Below are 17,518 nucleotides of genomic sequence, written 5' to 3' on the forward strand. Positions count from 1 at the left end.
TGACGAGGCGCCACATATGTTTAAGAAACTTAGACATACTTTGGCCCTCCTTGCGTGGGGCCAAACCTCCGATGCACTTTCCGGCGTACGAACACCTTCGGGACTACACACGAGTGTGTCCGCCAAGGCGGCCGGGTGTGGGCTCCCCAAGATCAGCACCGGCACGGGTCTCAAACCGTGTCGAGGAACATGAATTTTTTTCGCTCCCGGCCACACTTTGCGAACACTCGATGAGTGGGCATCGTCACGGCGAATGGTATTCACTGTCCGGCCGTGGCATTTAAACAAGTTGTATCAAGTCGTTATCATGTACCGGCAAACCGATTTCGGTCCTTGAATCTTTTAATAGATTGATTGGCTAAAATTTCAATGATGCTTGCGCCACCGGTCAAATATGCATAATCTCTGGGAACACGAGTGTGTCCGCTAAGGATACGCAGGCCTTGGCCTCACCGAAGCCTGCATATAAAAAACCGCCTTCTCAAGGCGGTTTTTTTTCGTCTCGATTTTCATGGGGCATGACCCATAATCCACGTTTACCTCATGGAGCCCACTGCGAAGCATCCATGTGAAAGCACCGAACTATTTTGCGGAGTGCCTACGCCTGTGGAACCTGAGTACCGCAAAAAATGACCGCCTAACAGGCGGTTTTTTATGCCTGCAGGTTATTGTCTCCTGCAACATCCGGTGAAAATTCGCTCATAGAATCCACCTAGCAACATCCCCTCCCCCAACTACCCTTCAAAAACCCGCAGGAAGCGGCCCCCGATTCAGCTCAAGGAACGACCATGTCCCTCTCCATCGTCCACAGTCGCGCCCAGATAGGCGTGGAAGCCCCCGCTGTCACCGTCGAAGTCCATCTGGCCAACGGACTGCCGTCGCTGACCATGGTCGGGCTGCCCGAGGCGGCGGTGAAGGAGAGCAAGGATCGCGTGCGCAGCGCGATCATCAATTCCGGGCTGCAGTTTCCGGCGCGGCGGATCACCTTGAATCTGGCGCCGGCGGATCTGCCCAAGGATGGTGGGCGGTTTGATCTGGCGATTGCCTTGGGGATTCTGTCGGCGAGTGTGCAGGTGCCGTGTTTGACGCTGGATGATGTGGAATGTCTGGGTGAGTTGGCGTTGTCCGGCGCAGTACGAGCGGTGCGCGGCGTGTTGCCGGCAGCGTTGGCGGCGCGCAAGGCGGGGCGTGCGCTGGTGGTGCCGCGGGCGAATGCCGAGGAAGCGTGCCTGGCTTCGGGGTTGAAGGTGTACGCCGTGGATCATTTGCTCGAGGCGGTGGCGCATTTCAATGGGCATACACCGGTTGAGCCCTATGTATCCGACGGGCTGATGCATGCCAGCAAGCCTTATCCCGACCTGAATGAAGTGCAGGGACAACTGGCGGCAAAACGGGCGTTGCTGATTGCTGCAGCGGGGGCGCATAACTTGTTGTTCAGCGGGCCTCCGGGAACGGGGAAGACCTTGTTGGCCAGCCGATTACCGGGACTGTTGCCGCCGCTGACTGAAAGTGAAGCACTAGAGGTAGCGGCAATACAGTCAGTTGCCAGTGGGGCGCCGCTGACCCATTGGCCGCAGCGTCCGTTCCGCCAACCGCACCACTCGGCATCCGGGCCAGCACTGGTCGGTGGCAGCTCAAAACCGCAACCCGGAGAAATCACCCTCGCCCACCACGGCGTGCTGTTCCTCGATGAGCTGCCGGAATTTGATCGCAAGGTGCTGGAAGTCTTACGGGAGCCTTTGGAGTCGGGGTTCATCGTGATCGCTCGAGCCAAGGATCGCGTGCGGTTTCCCGCGCGCTTTCAGTTGGTGGCGGCGATGAATCCTTGCCCCTGTGGATATCTTGGCGAACCCAGCGGCAAGTGCTCGTGCACCCCGGACATGGTTCAGCGTTATCGCAACAAGTTGTCGGGCCCCCTGCTGGACCGAATCGACTTACATCTGACGGTAGCGCGGGAGGCGACAGCGCTGAACCCTGCGGTAAAGCCAGGAGAAGACAGCGCCAGTGCGGCCGCGTTGGTAGCCGAAGCCCGCGAACGCCAACAGAAACGCCAAGGTTGTGCCAATGCGTTTCTTGATCTGCCAGGCCTGCGCCGCCACTGCAGGTTATCCACAGCCGATGAGGCCTGGCTGGAATCAGCCTGTGAACGGCTGACCCTGTCACTGCGCTCGGCGCACCGGTTGCTCAAAGTCGCCAGGACGTTGGCCGATCTGAGTCAGGAAAAAGACATTACACGCGAACACCTGGCGGAGGCTTTGCAGTATCGGACGGCAACGCAATGAAAATGACAGCGCTACTCGTAAGTGAACTGCCCCGAAAATAAACACCCGAGCGCTAATGGCGCTTGGCCGAGATGTGATATAACGACGGCGCTCTTTTTTACTACATTCTGTCTATCGTCAAGACATAGAGCATTTTTCATCATGGAGTGGAGGCGGGGCATCATGGACAAGATTTCTACTGTTACCGGACAAAGCTGTTCAATTCATTAGTTCAAATCAAGATAACTAAAAAGCCCTTGCCCGGCGTTATTACTCCGTTTGGCGCCGGCCTTATTTAAACAAACTTTGAAAGCAAAACTTCATTATGAAAAATGTTTACTTGCTCAGCAACGTGGCGGACGGTGGCAAAACATATCTCGAGTATCTGATTCCAGCGCTTAAATCGCTTCGAGAAAAGTATAACTGTGTCGTGCTCAATACTGATCGTACCGGCTTGAATAGAGAGGAAGTCGAAGCCGTCCTCGATTTCCCAGTAGAGCAGGTTGACAATGAATTCATTGCAGGCCTGAAATCGCAGGTTGTCATTTCAAATGATGCCTATTCCGGACGCCTGCTGGACAACTCGAATTTTGGCATCTTCATCAGCCACGGCAATGTCGGGATGCCGACCAAAGACAAGTATTACTACGCCGAATTGACCTCTTACTGGGATGTGGTCATCGCGTCTTCCCGGTCAGGCTTTGATTTGATCACGGCCGGAATGCAGGCATACCGTCGCGACAGAAAGGCCCTGAAAACACTATTGATCGATGGACTGGCCTTGCGTTCGGACATGCGCAGCACCAGCCCGGTCGCCACGCTGCCGGTGAAGATTCCCGGTAACTTCGAATCGTCACCGCCATCGACAAAAACCTCGGACGACTATGTCGTAGGGCTTCTGCCGACCCAACTGGGTATCTGCCCGAACGGGGCGACTCTGTATGAGAATCTGCAGACCGTCATCAATGCAGTGAAGTCGCAAATTCCCCACGCGACGTTCATCTTGCGTCCGTACATGGCCGAACTTTCCCATCCGACCGTGAAGGATCTGTGCGAACAACTGTCTGCCCATGACTGGATAACCATAGACAAGCCCGGGACCAGCAGCACGGCTTTCTATACACAATGCGACACGGTCATCACCGATGCATCCACCGGCGGTGTTTCGTTCATGCTCAACACCTGCAAGCTGCCGATTTATTACGTGCCCTTTACCGAAGAGAGCAATCTCACGGTCGACGCCTGGCTAAAGCAAATGGACAACCTATTGCCAATTGCCAGAAGCAGCAATGAGCTCAGAGACATGGCACTGGGGTTCAGCCTGCTGAAACCAGAAGACAGCTATTACATATACAACAAGTTCTACCAGGCACAATACAGCGACTTGCCCCTGCCTCAGGAAGTGTTCCACGACCTGATTGAATACCGGCACGAGTCGAAGTATTGCCCGCTCTCGATTGACTCTTTCGGGGACATTTACGAGCGGGACAAACATTAAAATAACGCAGGCCTGACCTCATGCAAGGAAACAGCCTGCCGATACACTCGAATCGAACACAAGTCAGAACACTATGAAATGTGATGCGGGTGGACAGGTAATCTGGATTACGGGCCTTTCAGGAGCGGGCAAATCAACGCTGGCCGGTGAATTGGTTGCCAGACTGCGTGCTGAAGGACGATCGGTGGTCATGCTCGATGGCGATGAATTGCGCGAAGTATTCGGCGCAGCCGCTGCCAACTCACAGAACCATGGCCGCGAAGGTCGCCTGGCCCTCGCACTGCAATACGCTCGTCTGTGCAAAATGATCGCAGCACAGGGACAAACCGTGGTGATCGCCACGATCTCGCTATTTCGCGAGGTTCACCAGTGGAACCGCGCCCACCTGCCCAAATATTTCGAGATTTATCTGAAGGTGCCCGTCGAGGAGTTGCGTCGCCGCGACCCCAAGGGCATCTATCGCCGTTTCGATGCGGGCGAACTGCATAACGTTGCCGGGCTCGACCTGGACATTGATGAACCGCTGGCGGCGGACTGCCTGGTTGAGTTCGATCACGAACGCTCCAGCCCGCGTCTGGCCGATGATTTGCTCCCTAAAATTCTTGGAAGGAACTGACTATGAAAACCGAATGGGACTACACCACTCTGGCCGATGCCTATTTGAAGCGCCCTGACTACGCCGACGCGGCCATCGACGCCATGCTGTCGATTGCCGGTGCCGAGCAAGGCGACAAGTTCTGCGACGTCGGCGCGGGTGTTGCGCACTTGACGCTGATGCTGGCCGCCCGTGGTCTGGATGTCACAGCGGTAGAACCCAACGATGCCATGCGCGGCAATGGCATCAAGCGCACCGCGGAACTGCAAAACGTCAAATGGCACGAAGGCACCGGTGAAGCCACCGGCCAGTCGGCGCAAGCGTTCGACATGGTCACGTTCGGCAGCTCCTTCAATGTCTGCGATCGTCAGCAGGCGCTCAAGGAAACCGCGCGCATTCTCAAGCCGCGCGGCTGGTTTGCCTGCATGTGGAACCACCGCAATCTGGAAGACCCGATCCAGGCGCGCATCGAAGCGATCATCAAAGAGCGCGTGGCCGGCTATGGCTACGGCACCCGTCGCGAAGACCAGACTGCCGTGATCGACGCCAGCGAACTGTTCGGCCCGGTCGTGCATCTGGATGCCCGCGTGATTCACGAGCAGTCGATCGAAGAATGCCTCGAAGCCTGGCGCTCGCACGCCACGCTGGAACGTCAGGCTGGCGCCAGCTTCCATGAAGTGATCGCGGCCATCGACGACTACCTGAAAAGCCTGCAGAAGCCGTCGATCCAGATTCCGTACTCGACCAACATCTGGGTTGCTCAACTGAGATAACCGCTGATGGCCCTGCATTTCTCAACCAAGGCCGGCACCCTGACCAGCCTGCAAGGGCGGCTCGCCTCGGCGCACATTGCGCCGTTGCTGGCGTTCACTGTGGCGGACTGGCAACTGGATCAGCGCGCTTGCGTTGAGGACATCCAGCAGCGGCTGCCGAGCGCTCCGTGGATCGTGCGCTCCAGTTGCGGGCGCGAGGACAGTGCACTGGCCTCGTTCGCCGGCGCCTTCCTGTCGGTGCCGAATGTCGATGAGGCTGAACTGGTCTCGGCGATCGAACAAGTCATCGCCAGTTACGGCGACGTGCACCTGACTGACGAGATTCTGATTCAACCAATGCTCGGCAATGTGCTGCGCTCCGGCGTGGCCTTCTCTCACGACCCCAACACCTGCGCACCGTATCGCGTGGTGAATTGGTCAGAGGGCGATGACACCGCCGCCGTCACTGGCGGCATGGGTGGTCGGCTCTGGCAGCAGGCGGCGCACAGTGCTGTGGCAGCGCCCGCGGCGCTCGCACCGGTGGTGGACTTGCTCGAGGAATTGCTCAGCCTGTTTGGTGATCGACCGGTCGACTGCGAGTTCGCGGTCACCCGCGATGCTGAGGGCGAGACACTCTGGCTGCTGCAAGCCCGGCCATTGATTCTGCCGGCGGTGCCTGAGTCCGCAGCCACCCAGTTCGCCCGCCTGCAAAGCATTCAGAGCAAAGTCGAACGGGGCATGCGTCCGCACCCATTTCTGATCGGTCAGCGCACCGTGTACGGCGTGATGCCCGACTGGAACCCGGCCGAGATCATCGGTATCCGGCCCAAACCGTTGGCGCTTTCGTTGTATCGGGATCTGGTCACCGATTCGATCTGGGCTTACCAGCGCCACAACTATGGCTATCGTAACTTGCGCAGCTTCCCGCTGATGCCGCATTTTTTTGGTCTGCCGTATATCGATGTGCGCCTGTCGTTCAACTCGTTCATTCCGGCCGACCTTGATGAAGGGCTGGCCGGTCGCCTGGTCGATTACTACATCGATCGCTTGCTGGCGGAACCGACGCTGCACGACAAGGTAGAGTTCGAGATCGTTTTCTCCTGCTACACCCTCGACTTGTCGCAGCAACTGGAGCGTTTGCGCAGTGCCGGTTTTCTTGAGCATGAACTGGACGCCATCAGCACCAGTCTGCGCAAGCTGACCAACCGCATCGTGCACCCCAAGGACGGTTTGTGGCGCAGCGATGCCAATAAACTTGAGGTACTCAACGCCCGTCGCGAAGAGTTGCTGGCCTCCAATGCCGACCCGCTCGAACGCATCTACTGGCTGCTGGAGGATGCCAAGCGTTATGGCACCCTGCCCTTCGCCGGTCTGGCCCGCGCCGGGTTTGTTGCCGTGCAGATGCTGCGATCGCTGGTCAGCGTCGGCGTGTTTTCGCAGGCGGATTACGATGCGTTCATGGCCGGGGTTTCTACGGTCAGCGGGCAGTTGGCTCGTGACCGCGCCACCCTCGACAAAACCACGTTCCTCGCCCGTTACGGGCATTTGCGACCGGGCACCTACGACATCCTCTCGCCGCGTTACGACGAGGCGCCGGAGCTGTATTTCGACTGGACGCAAAGCCCCGCTGCGCCGGAACCGCTGCGACCGTTTTCGCTGACGCTGCCGCAGATGCGCGAAATCGTCAAACAGCTCGAGGCCCATGGCCTGCAGCCTGATCCGGTGGGGCTGCTGGACTTCCTGCAGAACGGCATCGAGCTGCGCGAGCTGGCCAAGTTTCACTTCACGCGTAACCTCTCCGATGCCTTGGCCTTGATCGCTCAGGTCGGTGCGCAGTACGGCATTGGTCGCGAGGATCTGGCTTATTGCGACATCAGCGCTTTCCAGGAGCTGCACGTAGCAGCGGCGGACCCGAAAGAGCTGCTGTTGCGCAGCATCGAACAAGGCAAGGCGCGTTACGCCGAAACACTCAAGGTGTCGCTGCCGCCGGTGATCACCTGCCCAGAAGATGTCTGGAGTTTCGAGTGGCCGGAAACGGCGCCCAATTTCATTACGCAAAAACGCGTGACTGCGCCGGTGGTGCTGTGTGATGACCGGGAAAAACTCGCCGGGGCGATTGTTTGCATTCCCAACGCCGATCCGGGGTTTGACTGGCTGTTCGCCTACCCGATTGCCGGGCTTATCACTGCGTGGGGCGGGGCCAATTCGCATATGGCGATCCGTGCCGGTGAGCTTGGCTTGCCGGCGGTGATTGGCGCTGGCGAAGTGCTCTACCGTCGATGGTCGACGGCGGATTTCCTGCATCTCGATTGTCCGGGTCGCCGAGTGGAGTTGATGTCATGAAAGTGGTCGCGATCAGCCAACGTGTCGACATGCATCCAGAACGCGGTGAAAGCCGTGACGCGCTGGATCAGCGCCTGATCGCGTTTGTGCTGGCGGCAGGCTTTATCCCTGTGCCAGTGCCCAACGGCTGGCAATCACCCGACGACCTCGATCGTTGGCTGGCAGCGGTAAACCCACAAGCCATCGTGCTGTCGGGCGGCAACGACATCGGTCAGTGCCCGGCTCGCGACCTCACCGAAAGCAGGCTGCTGGACCACGCCCATGCGCGCCATCTGCCGTTGCTGGGGATTTGCCGGGGTATGCAGATGCTTGGGCACTGGTCGGGTGTCTCGTTGAAACCGGTCACCGGCCATGTACGCACCCGGCATCAGCTATCCGGGCAGATCGTCGCCGAGGTCAATAGCTATCACACCTTCGCCCTCGCCGGTTGCCCGCTCGGGTTCGAGGTGCTGGCGCGCAGCGAGGACGGCGAAATCGAAGCGATCCACCACCTGCAACGACCGTGGCAGGGCTGGATGTGGCACCCGGAGCGTGAAAGCGATTTCGCGGTGCACGACCTTCAGCGTCTGCAGCGCCTGTTTGGCGAAACCGATTCCACTGAAGAATTCACGGGATAGACCTGTAGTGAAAGCCATTATTCTGGCTGCCGGACGTGGCAGCCGCATGAAAAGCCTCACCGACGAACGCCCAAAATGTCTGGTCGAGTTGCGCGGTAAACCGTTGCTGGAATGGCAGCTGGAGTCATTGCGGGCAGCGGGCATCAGCGACATCGCGGTGGTGACCGGTTACAAGCGCGAGCTACTGGCAGAGCGTGGTCTGAGCGAGTTTCACAACCCGCGCTGGGCCGAGACCAATATGGTTTCGTCACTGGCCTGCGCCGAGTCCTGGCTTGAGGGTCAGCCGTGCATCGTCAGCTATTCGGATATTTTCTACAGCCCTGTGGCCGTGCAGTCGTTGATCAACAGCGACGCGGCGTTGGCCGTCACCTACGACCCCAACTGGTTGCAGTTGTGGACCGAGCGCTTCGGCGACCCGTTGCTGGATGCCGAAACCTTTCGCCTGACCGCCACGCACACGTTGGCCGAAATCGGCAACAAGCCGCAATCGGTGGATGACGTTCAGGGTCAGTACATGGGGCTTTTGCGTTTCACGCCCGAAGGCTGGGCGGAAGTCGTACGGCTGCGTGCCGAACTGTCGCCGCAGCAACGCGACAGCATGCACATGACCAACACTTTGCAACGCGTTATCGATGCCGGTCGTGTGCCGATTGCAGCTGTCACCTACACCGGCGAATGGGGAGAGGTCGACTCCAGTGAGGACCTCTCGGTGTATCAATAAGGCACCGGCGCCTTAACGGAACCGGTCAACCTCCTGACGCAGTTCGGCCGCCAGACCTTCCAGCTCCTTGGCGGTCACGGCCAGGTTGGACACCACTTCGCGCTGCTCACTGTTGGCCATCGCAATGCTCTGCAGGTTACTGCTCAACAGAGTCGCGGTGCTGCTCTGCTCCTGCGTCGCGGTGGTGATCGCGGCAAACTGCTGCCCCGCCGAACGGCTTTGCTCATCGATCCGCGCCAGCGCCGAAGCGACGTTGGCGTTACGCGACAAGCCTTCCTGCATCAGCACATTGCCCTGTTCCATGGTGCTGATCGCGTTGCCGGTTTCCTGCTGGATGCTGTGGATCATGCTGGAAATTTCATCAGTGGCCTGACGAGTACGCGAAGCGAGGCTACGCACCTCATCGGCCACCACGGCGAAGCCGCGACCTTGTTCACCGGCACGTGCCGCTTCAATCGCGGCGTTGAGCGCCAGCAAGTTGGTCTGCTCGGCAATCGAAGTAATCACGCCAACGATGCCACCGATTTCCTGCGAGCGCTGACCGAGGGTGTTGATCACGGTGGCGGTGCTGTTCAGGGCGCCAGCGATTTGCTCCAGCGAGGACGACGCTTCTTCCATCGAGCTGCGACCGATCTGCGTTTGCTGAGCGTTTTCTTGCGCCAGACGCTGGGTCGCGCCCATGTTGTCGGCAATGTTCAGCGAGGTTGCGCTGAACTCTTCCACCGCGCCAGCCATGCTGGTGATTTCGCCGGACTGCTGCTCCATGCCCTCATAAGCACCGCCGGACAAACCGGACAGCGCCTGCGCACGGCTGTTAACTTCTTGCGAGGCGCGACGGATGTGCTCAACCATGGTCGATAAAGCCTGACTCATCTGGTTGAACGCCCGCGACAACTGGCCGATTTCGTCGTTGCTCGACACGTTCAGGCGCACGCTCAGATCGCCGGCGCCCAAGGCTTCGGCCTGACGCACCAAGTCGCTCAGTGGCGCCAGTTTGCTGCGCAGCAACCAGACCACCGAACCGACCGCCAACAGCATCGCCAACAGACTGCCGATCGCCAGTTGCGTGCCGACGCTCCAGGTCACCGCGCGGATCTCGGCTTTCGGCATGCTCGCCACGACCGACCACGGCCCGCCGTCGAAAGGCACGGCAACGCTGTAGAAATCCTCGGACTTGTCGTCCCAGAACTGACCTTTGCCCGGCGTCTTGGCCAGACTATTGATCACTGGAATCGCCTGATCCACCGCCTGCACACCCGCCGGCGCGACCAGCCATTTGTTCTGTTCATCAAGCAACGCCAGCGAACCGGTCTGGCCGATACGGAAGCGCTTGAGGTTGTCGAACTGGGCGTTCTGCGCGTCGGTGTAATCGAAACCAACGAACAGCACCGCAATCACCTTGCCGCTGCCATCGCGCACCGGGGTGTATTGGGTCATGTAGGAACGCTCGAACAACAAGGCGCGACCGACGTAGCTTTGTCCTGCCATCAGCTTTGCGTAGGCCGGGTGCGCGTGATCGAGCAAAGTGCCGATGGCGCGCGTGCCGTCCTGCTTGGTCAGCGAGGTGCTGACGCGCACGAAGTCTTCGCCGCTGCGCACGAACAGGGTGGCAACACCGGCGGTCATCTGCTTGAACTCGTCGACTTCCTTGAAGTTGTTGTTCAGCACTTCGCTGCCCAGGTGCAGGCCCGGGGTTGGGGTGCCGGCGACTGTCACCGGTTCACTCGGGTGAATGCTCAGACCCGCGCTGAAGCGCTTCTCGAACAGCCCGCTCAGGCGCTGGGTGCTTTCACGCAGCGTGCCGTGAAAGGTACTCAGCTGGTCTGCCAGCAGCCGCGCCTCACTGGCCAGATGCTCTTCACGGGTGGCGAGGTTGGCGGAATCCAGCGAACGCAAGGCGAACACCGTACTGCCACTGATAACTATCGCCAGTATTACAGCGAGCGCGAGGCCCAGCTGCGAGGCGATCCGAGCGCGAGGTTGAGACATGGACAGCTCCTGGCCGAGCCACGGGATCCTCCTTGATCTCGACTCGGATAATTTTCTAATAGTGGGGGTGAATCGTGGATACCGGCACGACGGTTCCACTTGCTCATAGTCGGCGGGAAAACCGAATACTTGAGCGCGCAACGTGGGTATGGCGCAAGGCCGCCATTGTGGCGGCTCGAACGTTTCAGCTCAAGCGCTCAACCGCCGGCAGCTCCATGGCGCGGACTTCGCCTTGCAGGAAGTCGCTGAGGCGACGCAAACGTTCACCTCCCGGACGGGTCTTTGGCCACACCAGGTAATAATTCAGTCCGCTGGCGACCGCCGTTGGCCACGGCAGGCTCAGGCGTCCTTGCGCGACGTCCTCGGCGACCATCAACAGATCGCCCATCGACACACCGTAGCCGCGCGCCGCTGCGATCATGCCCAGCTCGAGGGTATCGAACACCTGTCCGCCCTTGAGTGAAACCTGATCAGACAGCCCCATGTGCTCCAGCCAACTGCGCCAGTCACGACGATCCGGGGTCGGATGGAGCAATTCGGTGGACGCCAGCCGGGTCAAATCCCACGGCTGATCATTCAGCAGGTTTGGCGCCCCCACCGGAATCAGTTCTTCGGGAAATAACAGGCTCGCTTCCCAGTCCGGCGGAAAATGCCCGTCACTCAGCAGCACAGCGCAATCGAACGGCTCATCGTTGAAGTCCACCGAATCGACATCCATCCAGGCACTGGTCAGTTGCACTTCGTTGCCCGGCTGCAAGTGACGGAAACGACTGAGCCGCGCCAACAGCCAGCGCATGGTCAAGGTCGACGGCGCCTTCATGCGCAGAATGTCGTCTTCGGCGCGCAAGGTATTACAGGCCCGCTCCAGCGCACTGAAACCTTCGCGGATACCGGGCAACAGCAGGCGAGCCGCTTCGGTCAGTTGCAGATTGCGCCCGCTGCGATGGAACAGCCGACAAGCGAAATGATCTTCCAGGGTTCGAATATGCCGACTGACCGCACTCTGGGTGATCGACAACTCTTCCGCCGCACGGGTGAACGAGCTATGTCGCGCCGCCGCTTCAAATGCGCGCAGGGCATACAAGGGAGGAAGACGACGAGACATACAGAAAGCTCCTATAGCGGGATGCAGCCGGACTGACAGAATCTGATCAGCATGAGTTTTAATCATGCCACCCATCCTTTTTATCCCTTTGTGCAAAGCCTGCCAAGCGCCGAGAATCGACGGTTTCCTGTTCCCTCTGAAATCGAGTGGTGATGACCATGCAGCATCCTGTGCGTACCGAACTCTGGGCCATTCTGCGGCTGGCAGGGCCGTTGATCGCTTCACAGTTGGCGCACATGTTGATGGTGCTGACTGACACCCTGATGATGGCGCGATTGAGTCCTGAAGCGTTGGCCGGTGGCGGTCTCGGTGCGGCGAGCTATTCATTCGTGTCTATTTTCTGCATTGGCGTGATTGCGGCGGTCGGCACGCTGGTGGCCATTCGCAAAGGTGCCGGCGATATCATCGGTGCTGCGCGTCTGACCCAGGCCGGTTTATGGCTGGCGTGGCTGATGGCGCTGGGCGCCGGGTTGCTGCTGTGGAACCTGAAACCGGTGTTGCTGCTGTTCGGCCAGACCGAAACCAACGTCAATGCCGCGGGGCAATTTCTGATCGCCCTGCCCTTCGCCCTGCCCGGCTACCTGAGCTTCATGGCTTTGCGCGGCTTCACCAGTGCGATTGGCCGGGCGACGCCGGTGATGGTCATCAGCCTCGCTGGCACGGTGGCCAACTTCCTGCTCAATTACGCGCTGATCACCGGGATGTTCGGTCTGCCGAAAATGGGCTTGACGGGCATCGGACTGGTCACGGCGATCGTCGCCAACTGCATGGCGTTGGCGCTGGCCTGGCACATCCGTCGGCATCCGGCGTATGACGCGTATCCGCTGCGCGCGGGCCTGTCACGGCCGAACCGGCAGTACCTGAAAGAGCTGTGGCGCCTCGGCCTGCCCATCGGTGGCACCTACGCCGTCGAAGTCGGTTTGTTCGCCTTCGCGGCGCTGTGCATGGGCACCATGGGCAGCACGCAATTGGGCGCGCACCAGATTGCCCTGCAGATTGTTTCGGTGGCGTTCATGGTGCCGGCGGGCATGTCATATGCGATCACCATGCGTGTCGGCCAGCATTACGGCGCGGGGCAATTGAGCGATGCGCGGATGTCCGGGCGGGTCGGGATCGTCTTCGGCGCCGTGGTGATGCTGGGTTTCGCCATGGTGTTCTGGCTGCTGCCAAATCAGTTGGTCGGGTTGTTTCTCGATCACAACGATCCGGCGTTTGCCGAGGTGATTCGCCTCGCGGTGAGCCTGTTGGCGGTGGCAGCGTGGTTCGAGCTGTTCGACGGCACGCAGACGATTGCCATGGGCTGCATTCGTGGGCTCAAGGATGCCAAGACCACATTTCTGGTCGGGCTCGCTTGCTATTGGCTGATTGGTGCGCCGGCGGCGTGGTGGATGGCGTTCCATTTGAACTGGGGGCCGACGGGTGTCTGGTGGGGATTGGCGCTGGGCCTGGCGTGTGCGGCGGTGAGTTTGACGCTGGCGTTTGAATGGAAGATGAAGCGGATGATTCGGCTGGAGCCTGCGTCATCAAGTCAGTTTACGGTCCCGCAGGCCGACTGAGATCCCTTGTAGGAGTGAGCCTGCTCGCGATAGCGGTGTGTCAGTCGAAGCAAATGTTGACTGGTAGATTGCTATCGCGAGCAGGCTCACTCCTACATTGGTTATGCGTTCAGCTTACGATTTCGAGGGCTGGCTGTTGGCTTGAGCCGAAGGTCAGGTACTCAACCAGTTCCGCCAGCGGCAACGGCCGACTGATCAGATAACCCTGCACCTGATCGCAACCAAACCCGCGCAGCAGTTCCAGTTGCTCCGGCGTCTCGACACCTTCGGCAACCACTTCCAGATGCAGGTTATGCGCGAGATTGATCATCGCGTGCACCAGTTTGCGGTTCTCCTCACGCTGTTCCATGCCGCCAACGAAGCTCTTGTCGATCTTCAGCAAGGTGATCGGCAGGCTGTTGAGGTGCACGAACGAGGAAAACCCGGTGCCGAAGTCATCCAGCGAGAAACGCACACCGAGACGGCCGAGGGCGTCCATGGTCTGCTTGACCAGATCGCTACGACGCATTACCGCCGTTTCAGTCAGTTCGAATTCCAGCCACTGCGCTTCGACACCGCGCTCGGCAATCAAGCGGCTGAGCGTCGGCAACAACTGGCTGTCCTGAAACTGGCGGAACGACAAGTTGATCGCCATGTGCAGTGCCGGCAACCCGCGTTCACGCAAGGCCTGCATATCGCGCAGCGCCCTGGAAATCACCCAGTAACCCAACGGCACGATCAAACCACTCTGCTCGGCCAGCGGCACGAATTCACTCGGCGGCAGCAGGCCGCGCTCGCTGTGACGCCAACGTACCAACGCTTCGAGGCCGACAATCTGGCCATCCTGCATATTCAGACGGGGCTGGTAATGCAGCTCCAGCTCATCGCGGCGCAAGGCCCGGCGCAGCTCGCTTTCCAGATCAGCCATGCTCCGCGCGTTGCGGTTGATGCGTTCGTTGAAGATATGAAAAGTGCAGCCCTGGGTGCTCTTGGCCTGCTGCATGGCGATGTGCGCGTGCCACATCAGCGGATCGGCGCCGCCCTGCGCGCGGGCATGGGCGATGCCGAGGCTGGAGCCGATCAGCAAGCTTTCGCCATCGACCCAATACGGTTCGGCGAGCGCTTCGGTGATGCGTTCGGCCATCCACTCGGCGCGCTGCGGTGCACGGCGAGTGTCGATCAGCAGGGCAAACTCGTCGCTGCCCAGCCGCGCCAGCTGATCGCCGGCCTCCAGCTGACTTTTCAGCCGTGCGACGACTTGCAGGATCAAGCGGTCGCCGGCCTGATGGCCAAGCGCATCGTTGGCGTGACGAAAGTTGTCGAGATCGAGATGCCCGAGGGCCAGGCCGCGGCCGTCGTTTTCCGCGAGGCGCGCGGCGAGCAAGGTCTGGAAGCCCTGGCGATTGGCGATGCCGGTCAACGGATCCTGTTCGGCGAGGCGTTGCAGGGTGTTTTCGAGAACGCCACGTTCGCGCACATGGCGCAGGCAACGGCGCAGCATGCCGGCGTCAAGGGCGTCGAACACCAGCCAGTCGCTGACGCCAACCGGCGCGGTGTCCGGTTCATGCTCCAGCAGCAAGACCGTCGGCAGGCTGCAACGGCCCGGTGCCGGTTGCAACGCCGGAAGGGTCAACAACACCGCATTGCGGTTGTCTTCGAACAAACTGCTGACCGAGTCCCAGCTCGGCGCGCTGATCAGCACCGCCGCGCTCCCCATCGGAGCCAGACACTCGCGCAATAACGCTGTCCACGCTGGCTCTTCGGCCAGTAGCAGCAAACGCAAGGGTTCGACAGGCGTAGACAAGCTAGCTCCCTAGACTCTGCAATGATGTGGGCGGGGCATTATGCCGTCGCGATGTTCAATGACCAAATGACAACGGTTATCAAAACGTTATTTTGTGTCACGAATGAGAACATTAGCCGCAAAATCACCGCGCATCCTCCGCGAAAGTAACAAAACCGGCAAATTTGAATCGCGTGGTACGTCACAAGTCGGACAGAGCAGCACAAATCGCTGAGCCTGTTAAAATGCCGGCCCATTTCGTCAACGACTCCCGAATTTTCGTATGTCCCGACTCAATCCCCGGCAGCAAGAAGCCGTGAACTACGTCGGCGGCCCTCTATTGGTGCTCGCCGGTGCTGGCTCCGGCAAGACCAGCGTGATCACGCGCAAAATTGCGCACCTGATCCAGAACTGCGGCATCCGCGCCCAGTACATCGTCGCCATGACCTTTACCAACAAGGCCGCGCGCGAGATGAAAGAGCGGGTCGGCACCCTGCTGCGCGCCGGCGAAGGCCGCGGCCTGACCGTCTGCACCTTCCACAACCTCGGTCTGAACATCATCCGCAAGGAACACGTGCGGCTGGGCTACAAACCCGGTTTCTCGATCTTCGACGAGACCGACGTCAAGTCCCTGATGACCGACATCATGCAGAAGGAATACGCGGGCGAAGACGGCGTCGACGAGATCAAGAACATGATCGGCGCCTGGAAAAACGACCTGATCCTGCCGCCTCAGGCGCTGGAGAATGCGCGTAATCCCAAGGAACAGACCGCCGCCATCGTCTACACCCACTATCAGCGCACGCTGAAAGCGTTCAACGCAGTGGACTTCGACGACCTGATCCTGCTGCCGGTAAAACTCTTCGAAGAACACGCCGACATTCTCGAAAAGTGGCAGAACAAGGTCCGTTACCTGCTCGTTGACGAATACCAGGACACCAACGCCAGCCAATACCTGCTGGTAAAAATGCTTATCGGCAAGCGCAACCAGTTCACCGTGGTGGGCGACGACGACCAGTCGATCTATGCCTGGCGCGGCGCGCGGCCGGAAAACCTGATGCTGCTCAAGGACGACTATCCATCGCTGAAAGTGGTTATGCTCGAGCAGAACTACCGCTCGACGAGTCGCATCCTGCGCTGCGCCAACGTGCTGATTTCGAACAACCCGCACGAATTCGAAAAGCAGTTGTGGAGTGAGATGGGCCACGGCGACGAGATCCGCGTGATCCGTTGCCGTAACGAAGACGCCGAAGCCGAGCGCGTGGCCATGGAAATCCTCAGCCTGCACTTGCGCACCGACCGCCCGTACAGCGATTTCGCGATCCTCTATCGCGGTAACTATCAGGCCAAACTGATCGAGCTGAAGTTGCAGCACCACCAGGTGCCGTACCGTCTGAGCGGCGGCAACAGCTTCTTCGGACGTCAGGAAGTGAAAGACCTGATGGCCTACTTCCGCCTGATCGTGAACCCGGATGATGACAACGCCTTCCTGCGCGTGATCAACGTGCCGCGCCGTGAAATCGGCTCGACCACCCTGGAAAAACTCGGCAACTACGCCACCGAGCGCAAGATCTCGATGTACGCCGCCACCGACGAAATCGGTCTGGGCGAACATCTGGACAGCCGCTTCACCGATCGCCTGTCGCGCTTCAAGCGTTTCATGGACAAAGTCCGCGAGCAGTGCGCCGGGGAAGACCCGATCTCGGCGCTGCGCAGCATGGTCATGGACATCGACTACGAGAACTGGCTGCGCACCAACAGCTCCAGCGACAAGGCTGCCGACTACCGGATGAGCAACGTCTGGTTCCTGATCGAGGCGTTGAAAAACACCCTCGAGAAGGACGAAGAAGGCGAAATGACCGTCGAGGACGCCATCGGCAAACTGGTCCTGCGCGACATGCTCGAACGTCAGCAGGAAGAAGAGGACGGCGCCGAAGGCGTGCAGATGATGACCTTGCACGCCTCCAAAGGTCTGGAATTCCCCTACGTGTTCATCATGGGCATGGAAGAGGAAATCCTCCCGCACCGCTCCAGCATCGAAGCCGACACCATCGAAGAAGAACGCCGCCTGGCCTACGTGGGCATCACCCGCGCCCGTCAGACCCTGGCGTTCACCTTCGCCGCCAAGCGCAAGCAGTACGGCGAGATCATCGACTGCGCGCCGAGTCGCTTCCTCGATGAGCTGCCGCCGGACGATCTGGCCTGGGAAGGCAACGACGACACCCCGACCGAAGTCAAAGTCGTGCGCGGCAACAGCGCATTGGCTGATATACGCGCGATGTTAAAGCGCTAGAATTGACCACTTTTTTACTAGACCTT

12 protein-coding genes are annotated in these 17,518 nt (G+C 59.7%); 9 read left to right on the forward strand and 3 right to left on the reverse strand.

Annotated features, from left to right (window positions below):
• Nucleotides 1-788: 788 nt before the first annotated feature.
• From GTU76_RS02810 to GTU76_RS02840, 7 genes are all read left to right on the forward strand, one after another.
• Entirely contained in the window at nucleotides 789-2,282 is a 1,494-nt protein-coding gene (locus tag GTU76_RS02810) for a YifB family Mg chelatase-like AAA ATPase (RefSeq protein WP_180698029.1), read from the forward strand.
• Nucleotides 2,283-2,586: 304 nt separating this feature from the next.
• Complete coding sequence (locus GTU76_RS02815) at nucleotides 2,587-3,759, forward strand: hypothetical protein (protein WP_180698030.1); 1,173 nt, start codon at nucleotides 2,587-2,589, stop codon at nucleotides 3,757-3,759.
• Between the two features lie 73 nt (nucleotides 3,760-3,832).
• Nucleotides 3,833-4,375 (forward strand): adenylyl-sulfate kinase, encoded by a 543-nt coding sequence (locus GTU76_RS02820; protein ID WP_180698031.1) that lies wholly within the window; start codon nucleotides 3,833-3,835, stop codon nucleotides 4,373-4,375.
• 2 nt (nucleotides 4,376-4,377) lie between these two features.
• Nucleotides 4,378-5,127 carry a class I SAM-dependent methyltransferase gene (locus GTU76_RS02825; protein ID WP_180698032.1) on the forward strand — a complete coding sequence of 250 codons (750 nt, stop codon included), beginning with the start codon at nucleotides 4,378-4,380 and terminating at the stop codon, nucleotides 5,125-5,127.
• A gap of 6 nt (nucleotides 5,128-5,133) precedes the next feature.
• Nucleotides 5,134-7,449 (forward strand): PEP/pyruvate-binding domain-containing protein, encoded by a 2,316-nt coding sequence (locus GTU76_RS02830; RefSeq protein ID WP_180698033.1) that lies wholly within the window; start codon nucleotides 5,134-5,136, stop codon nucleotides 7,447-7,449.
• Nucleotides 7,446-8,066: a gamma-glutamyl-gamma-aminobutyrate hydrolase gene (locus GTU76_RS02835; RefSeq protein WP_016985840.1), complete on the forward strand. Its 621-nt coding sequence runs from the start codon at nucleotides 7,446-7,448 to the stop codon at nucleotides 8,064-8,066. The genes GTU76_RS02830 and GTU76_RS02835 overlap by 4 nt, the downstream gene beginning before the upstream one ends.
• A 7-nt stretch (nucleotides 8,067-8,073) precedes the next feature.
• The gene (locus GTU76_RS02840) at nucleotides 8,074-8,787 is read left to right on the forward strand and encodes a phosphocholine cytidylyltransferase family protein (RefSeq protein WP_175555624.1); all 714 of its coding nucleotides are present in this window, start codon (nucleotides 8,074-8,076) and stop codon (nucleotides 8,785-8,787) included.
• 12 nt (nucleotides 8,788-8,799) lie between these two features.
• On the opposite strand, the gene GTU76_RS02845 is transcribed toward GTU76_RS02840, so the two are convergent.
• A complete protein-coding gene (locus tag GTU76_RS02845) occupies nucleotides 8,800-10,776 on the reverse strand; it encodes a methyl-accepting chemotaxis protein (protein WP_175555625.1) in 1,977 nt (658 codons plus the stop codon).
• Between the two features lie 184 nt (nucleotides 10,777-10,960).
• Nucleotides 10,961-11,881 carry a LysR substrate-binding domain-containing protein gene (locus GTU76_RS02850; RefSeq protein ID WP_016985837.1) on the reverse strand — a complete coding sequence of 307 codons (921 nt, stop codon included), beginning with the start codon at nucleotides 11,879-11,881 and terminating at the stop codon, nucleotides 10,961-10,963.
• A 158-nt stretch (nucleotides 11,882-12,039) separates the two neighbouring features.
• Here GTU76_RS02850 and GTU76_RS02855 point away from each other — a divergent pair, with 158 nt between their 5' ends.
• Complete coding sequence (locus GTU76_RS02855; RefSeq protein WP_180698034.1) at nucleotides 12,040-13,437, forward strand: NorM family multidrug efflux MATE transporter; 1,398 nt, start codon at nucleotides 12,040-12,042, stop codon at nucleotides 13,435-13,437.
• A 109-nt stretch (nucleotides 13,438-13,546) separates the two neighbouring features.
• Here the strand turns inward: GTU76_RS02855 and GTU76_RS02860 are convergent, their stop codons facing one another.
• Nucleotides 13,547-15,220, reverse strand: coding sequence for a putative bifunctional diguanylate cyclase/phosphodiesterase (locus tag GTU76_RS02860; protein ID WP_016985835.1), 1,674 nt, complete (start codon nucleotides 15,218-15,220; stop codon nucleotides 13,547-13,549).
• Between the two features lie 262 nt (nucleotides 15,221-15,482).
• On the opposite strand from GTU76_RS02860, the gene rep reads away from it, so the two are divergent.
• Complete coding sequence (gene rep / locus GTU76_RS02865; protein WP_053124992.1) at nucleotides 15,483-17,492, forward strand: DNA helicase Rep; 2,010 nt, start codon at nucleotides 15,483-15,485, stop codon at nucleotides 17,490-17,492.
• The last annotated feature ends 26 nt before the right edge of the window (nucleotides 17,493-17,518 follow it).

Origin of the sequence: Pseudomonas crudilactis (assembly GCF_013433315.1) — a bacterium.
Taxonomy (GTDB): Bacteria; Pseudomonadota; Gammaproteobacteria; order Pseudomonadales; family Pseudomonadaceae; genus Aquipseudomonas; species Aquipseudomonas crudilactis.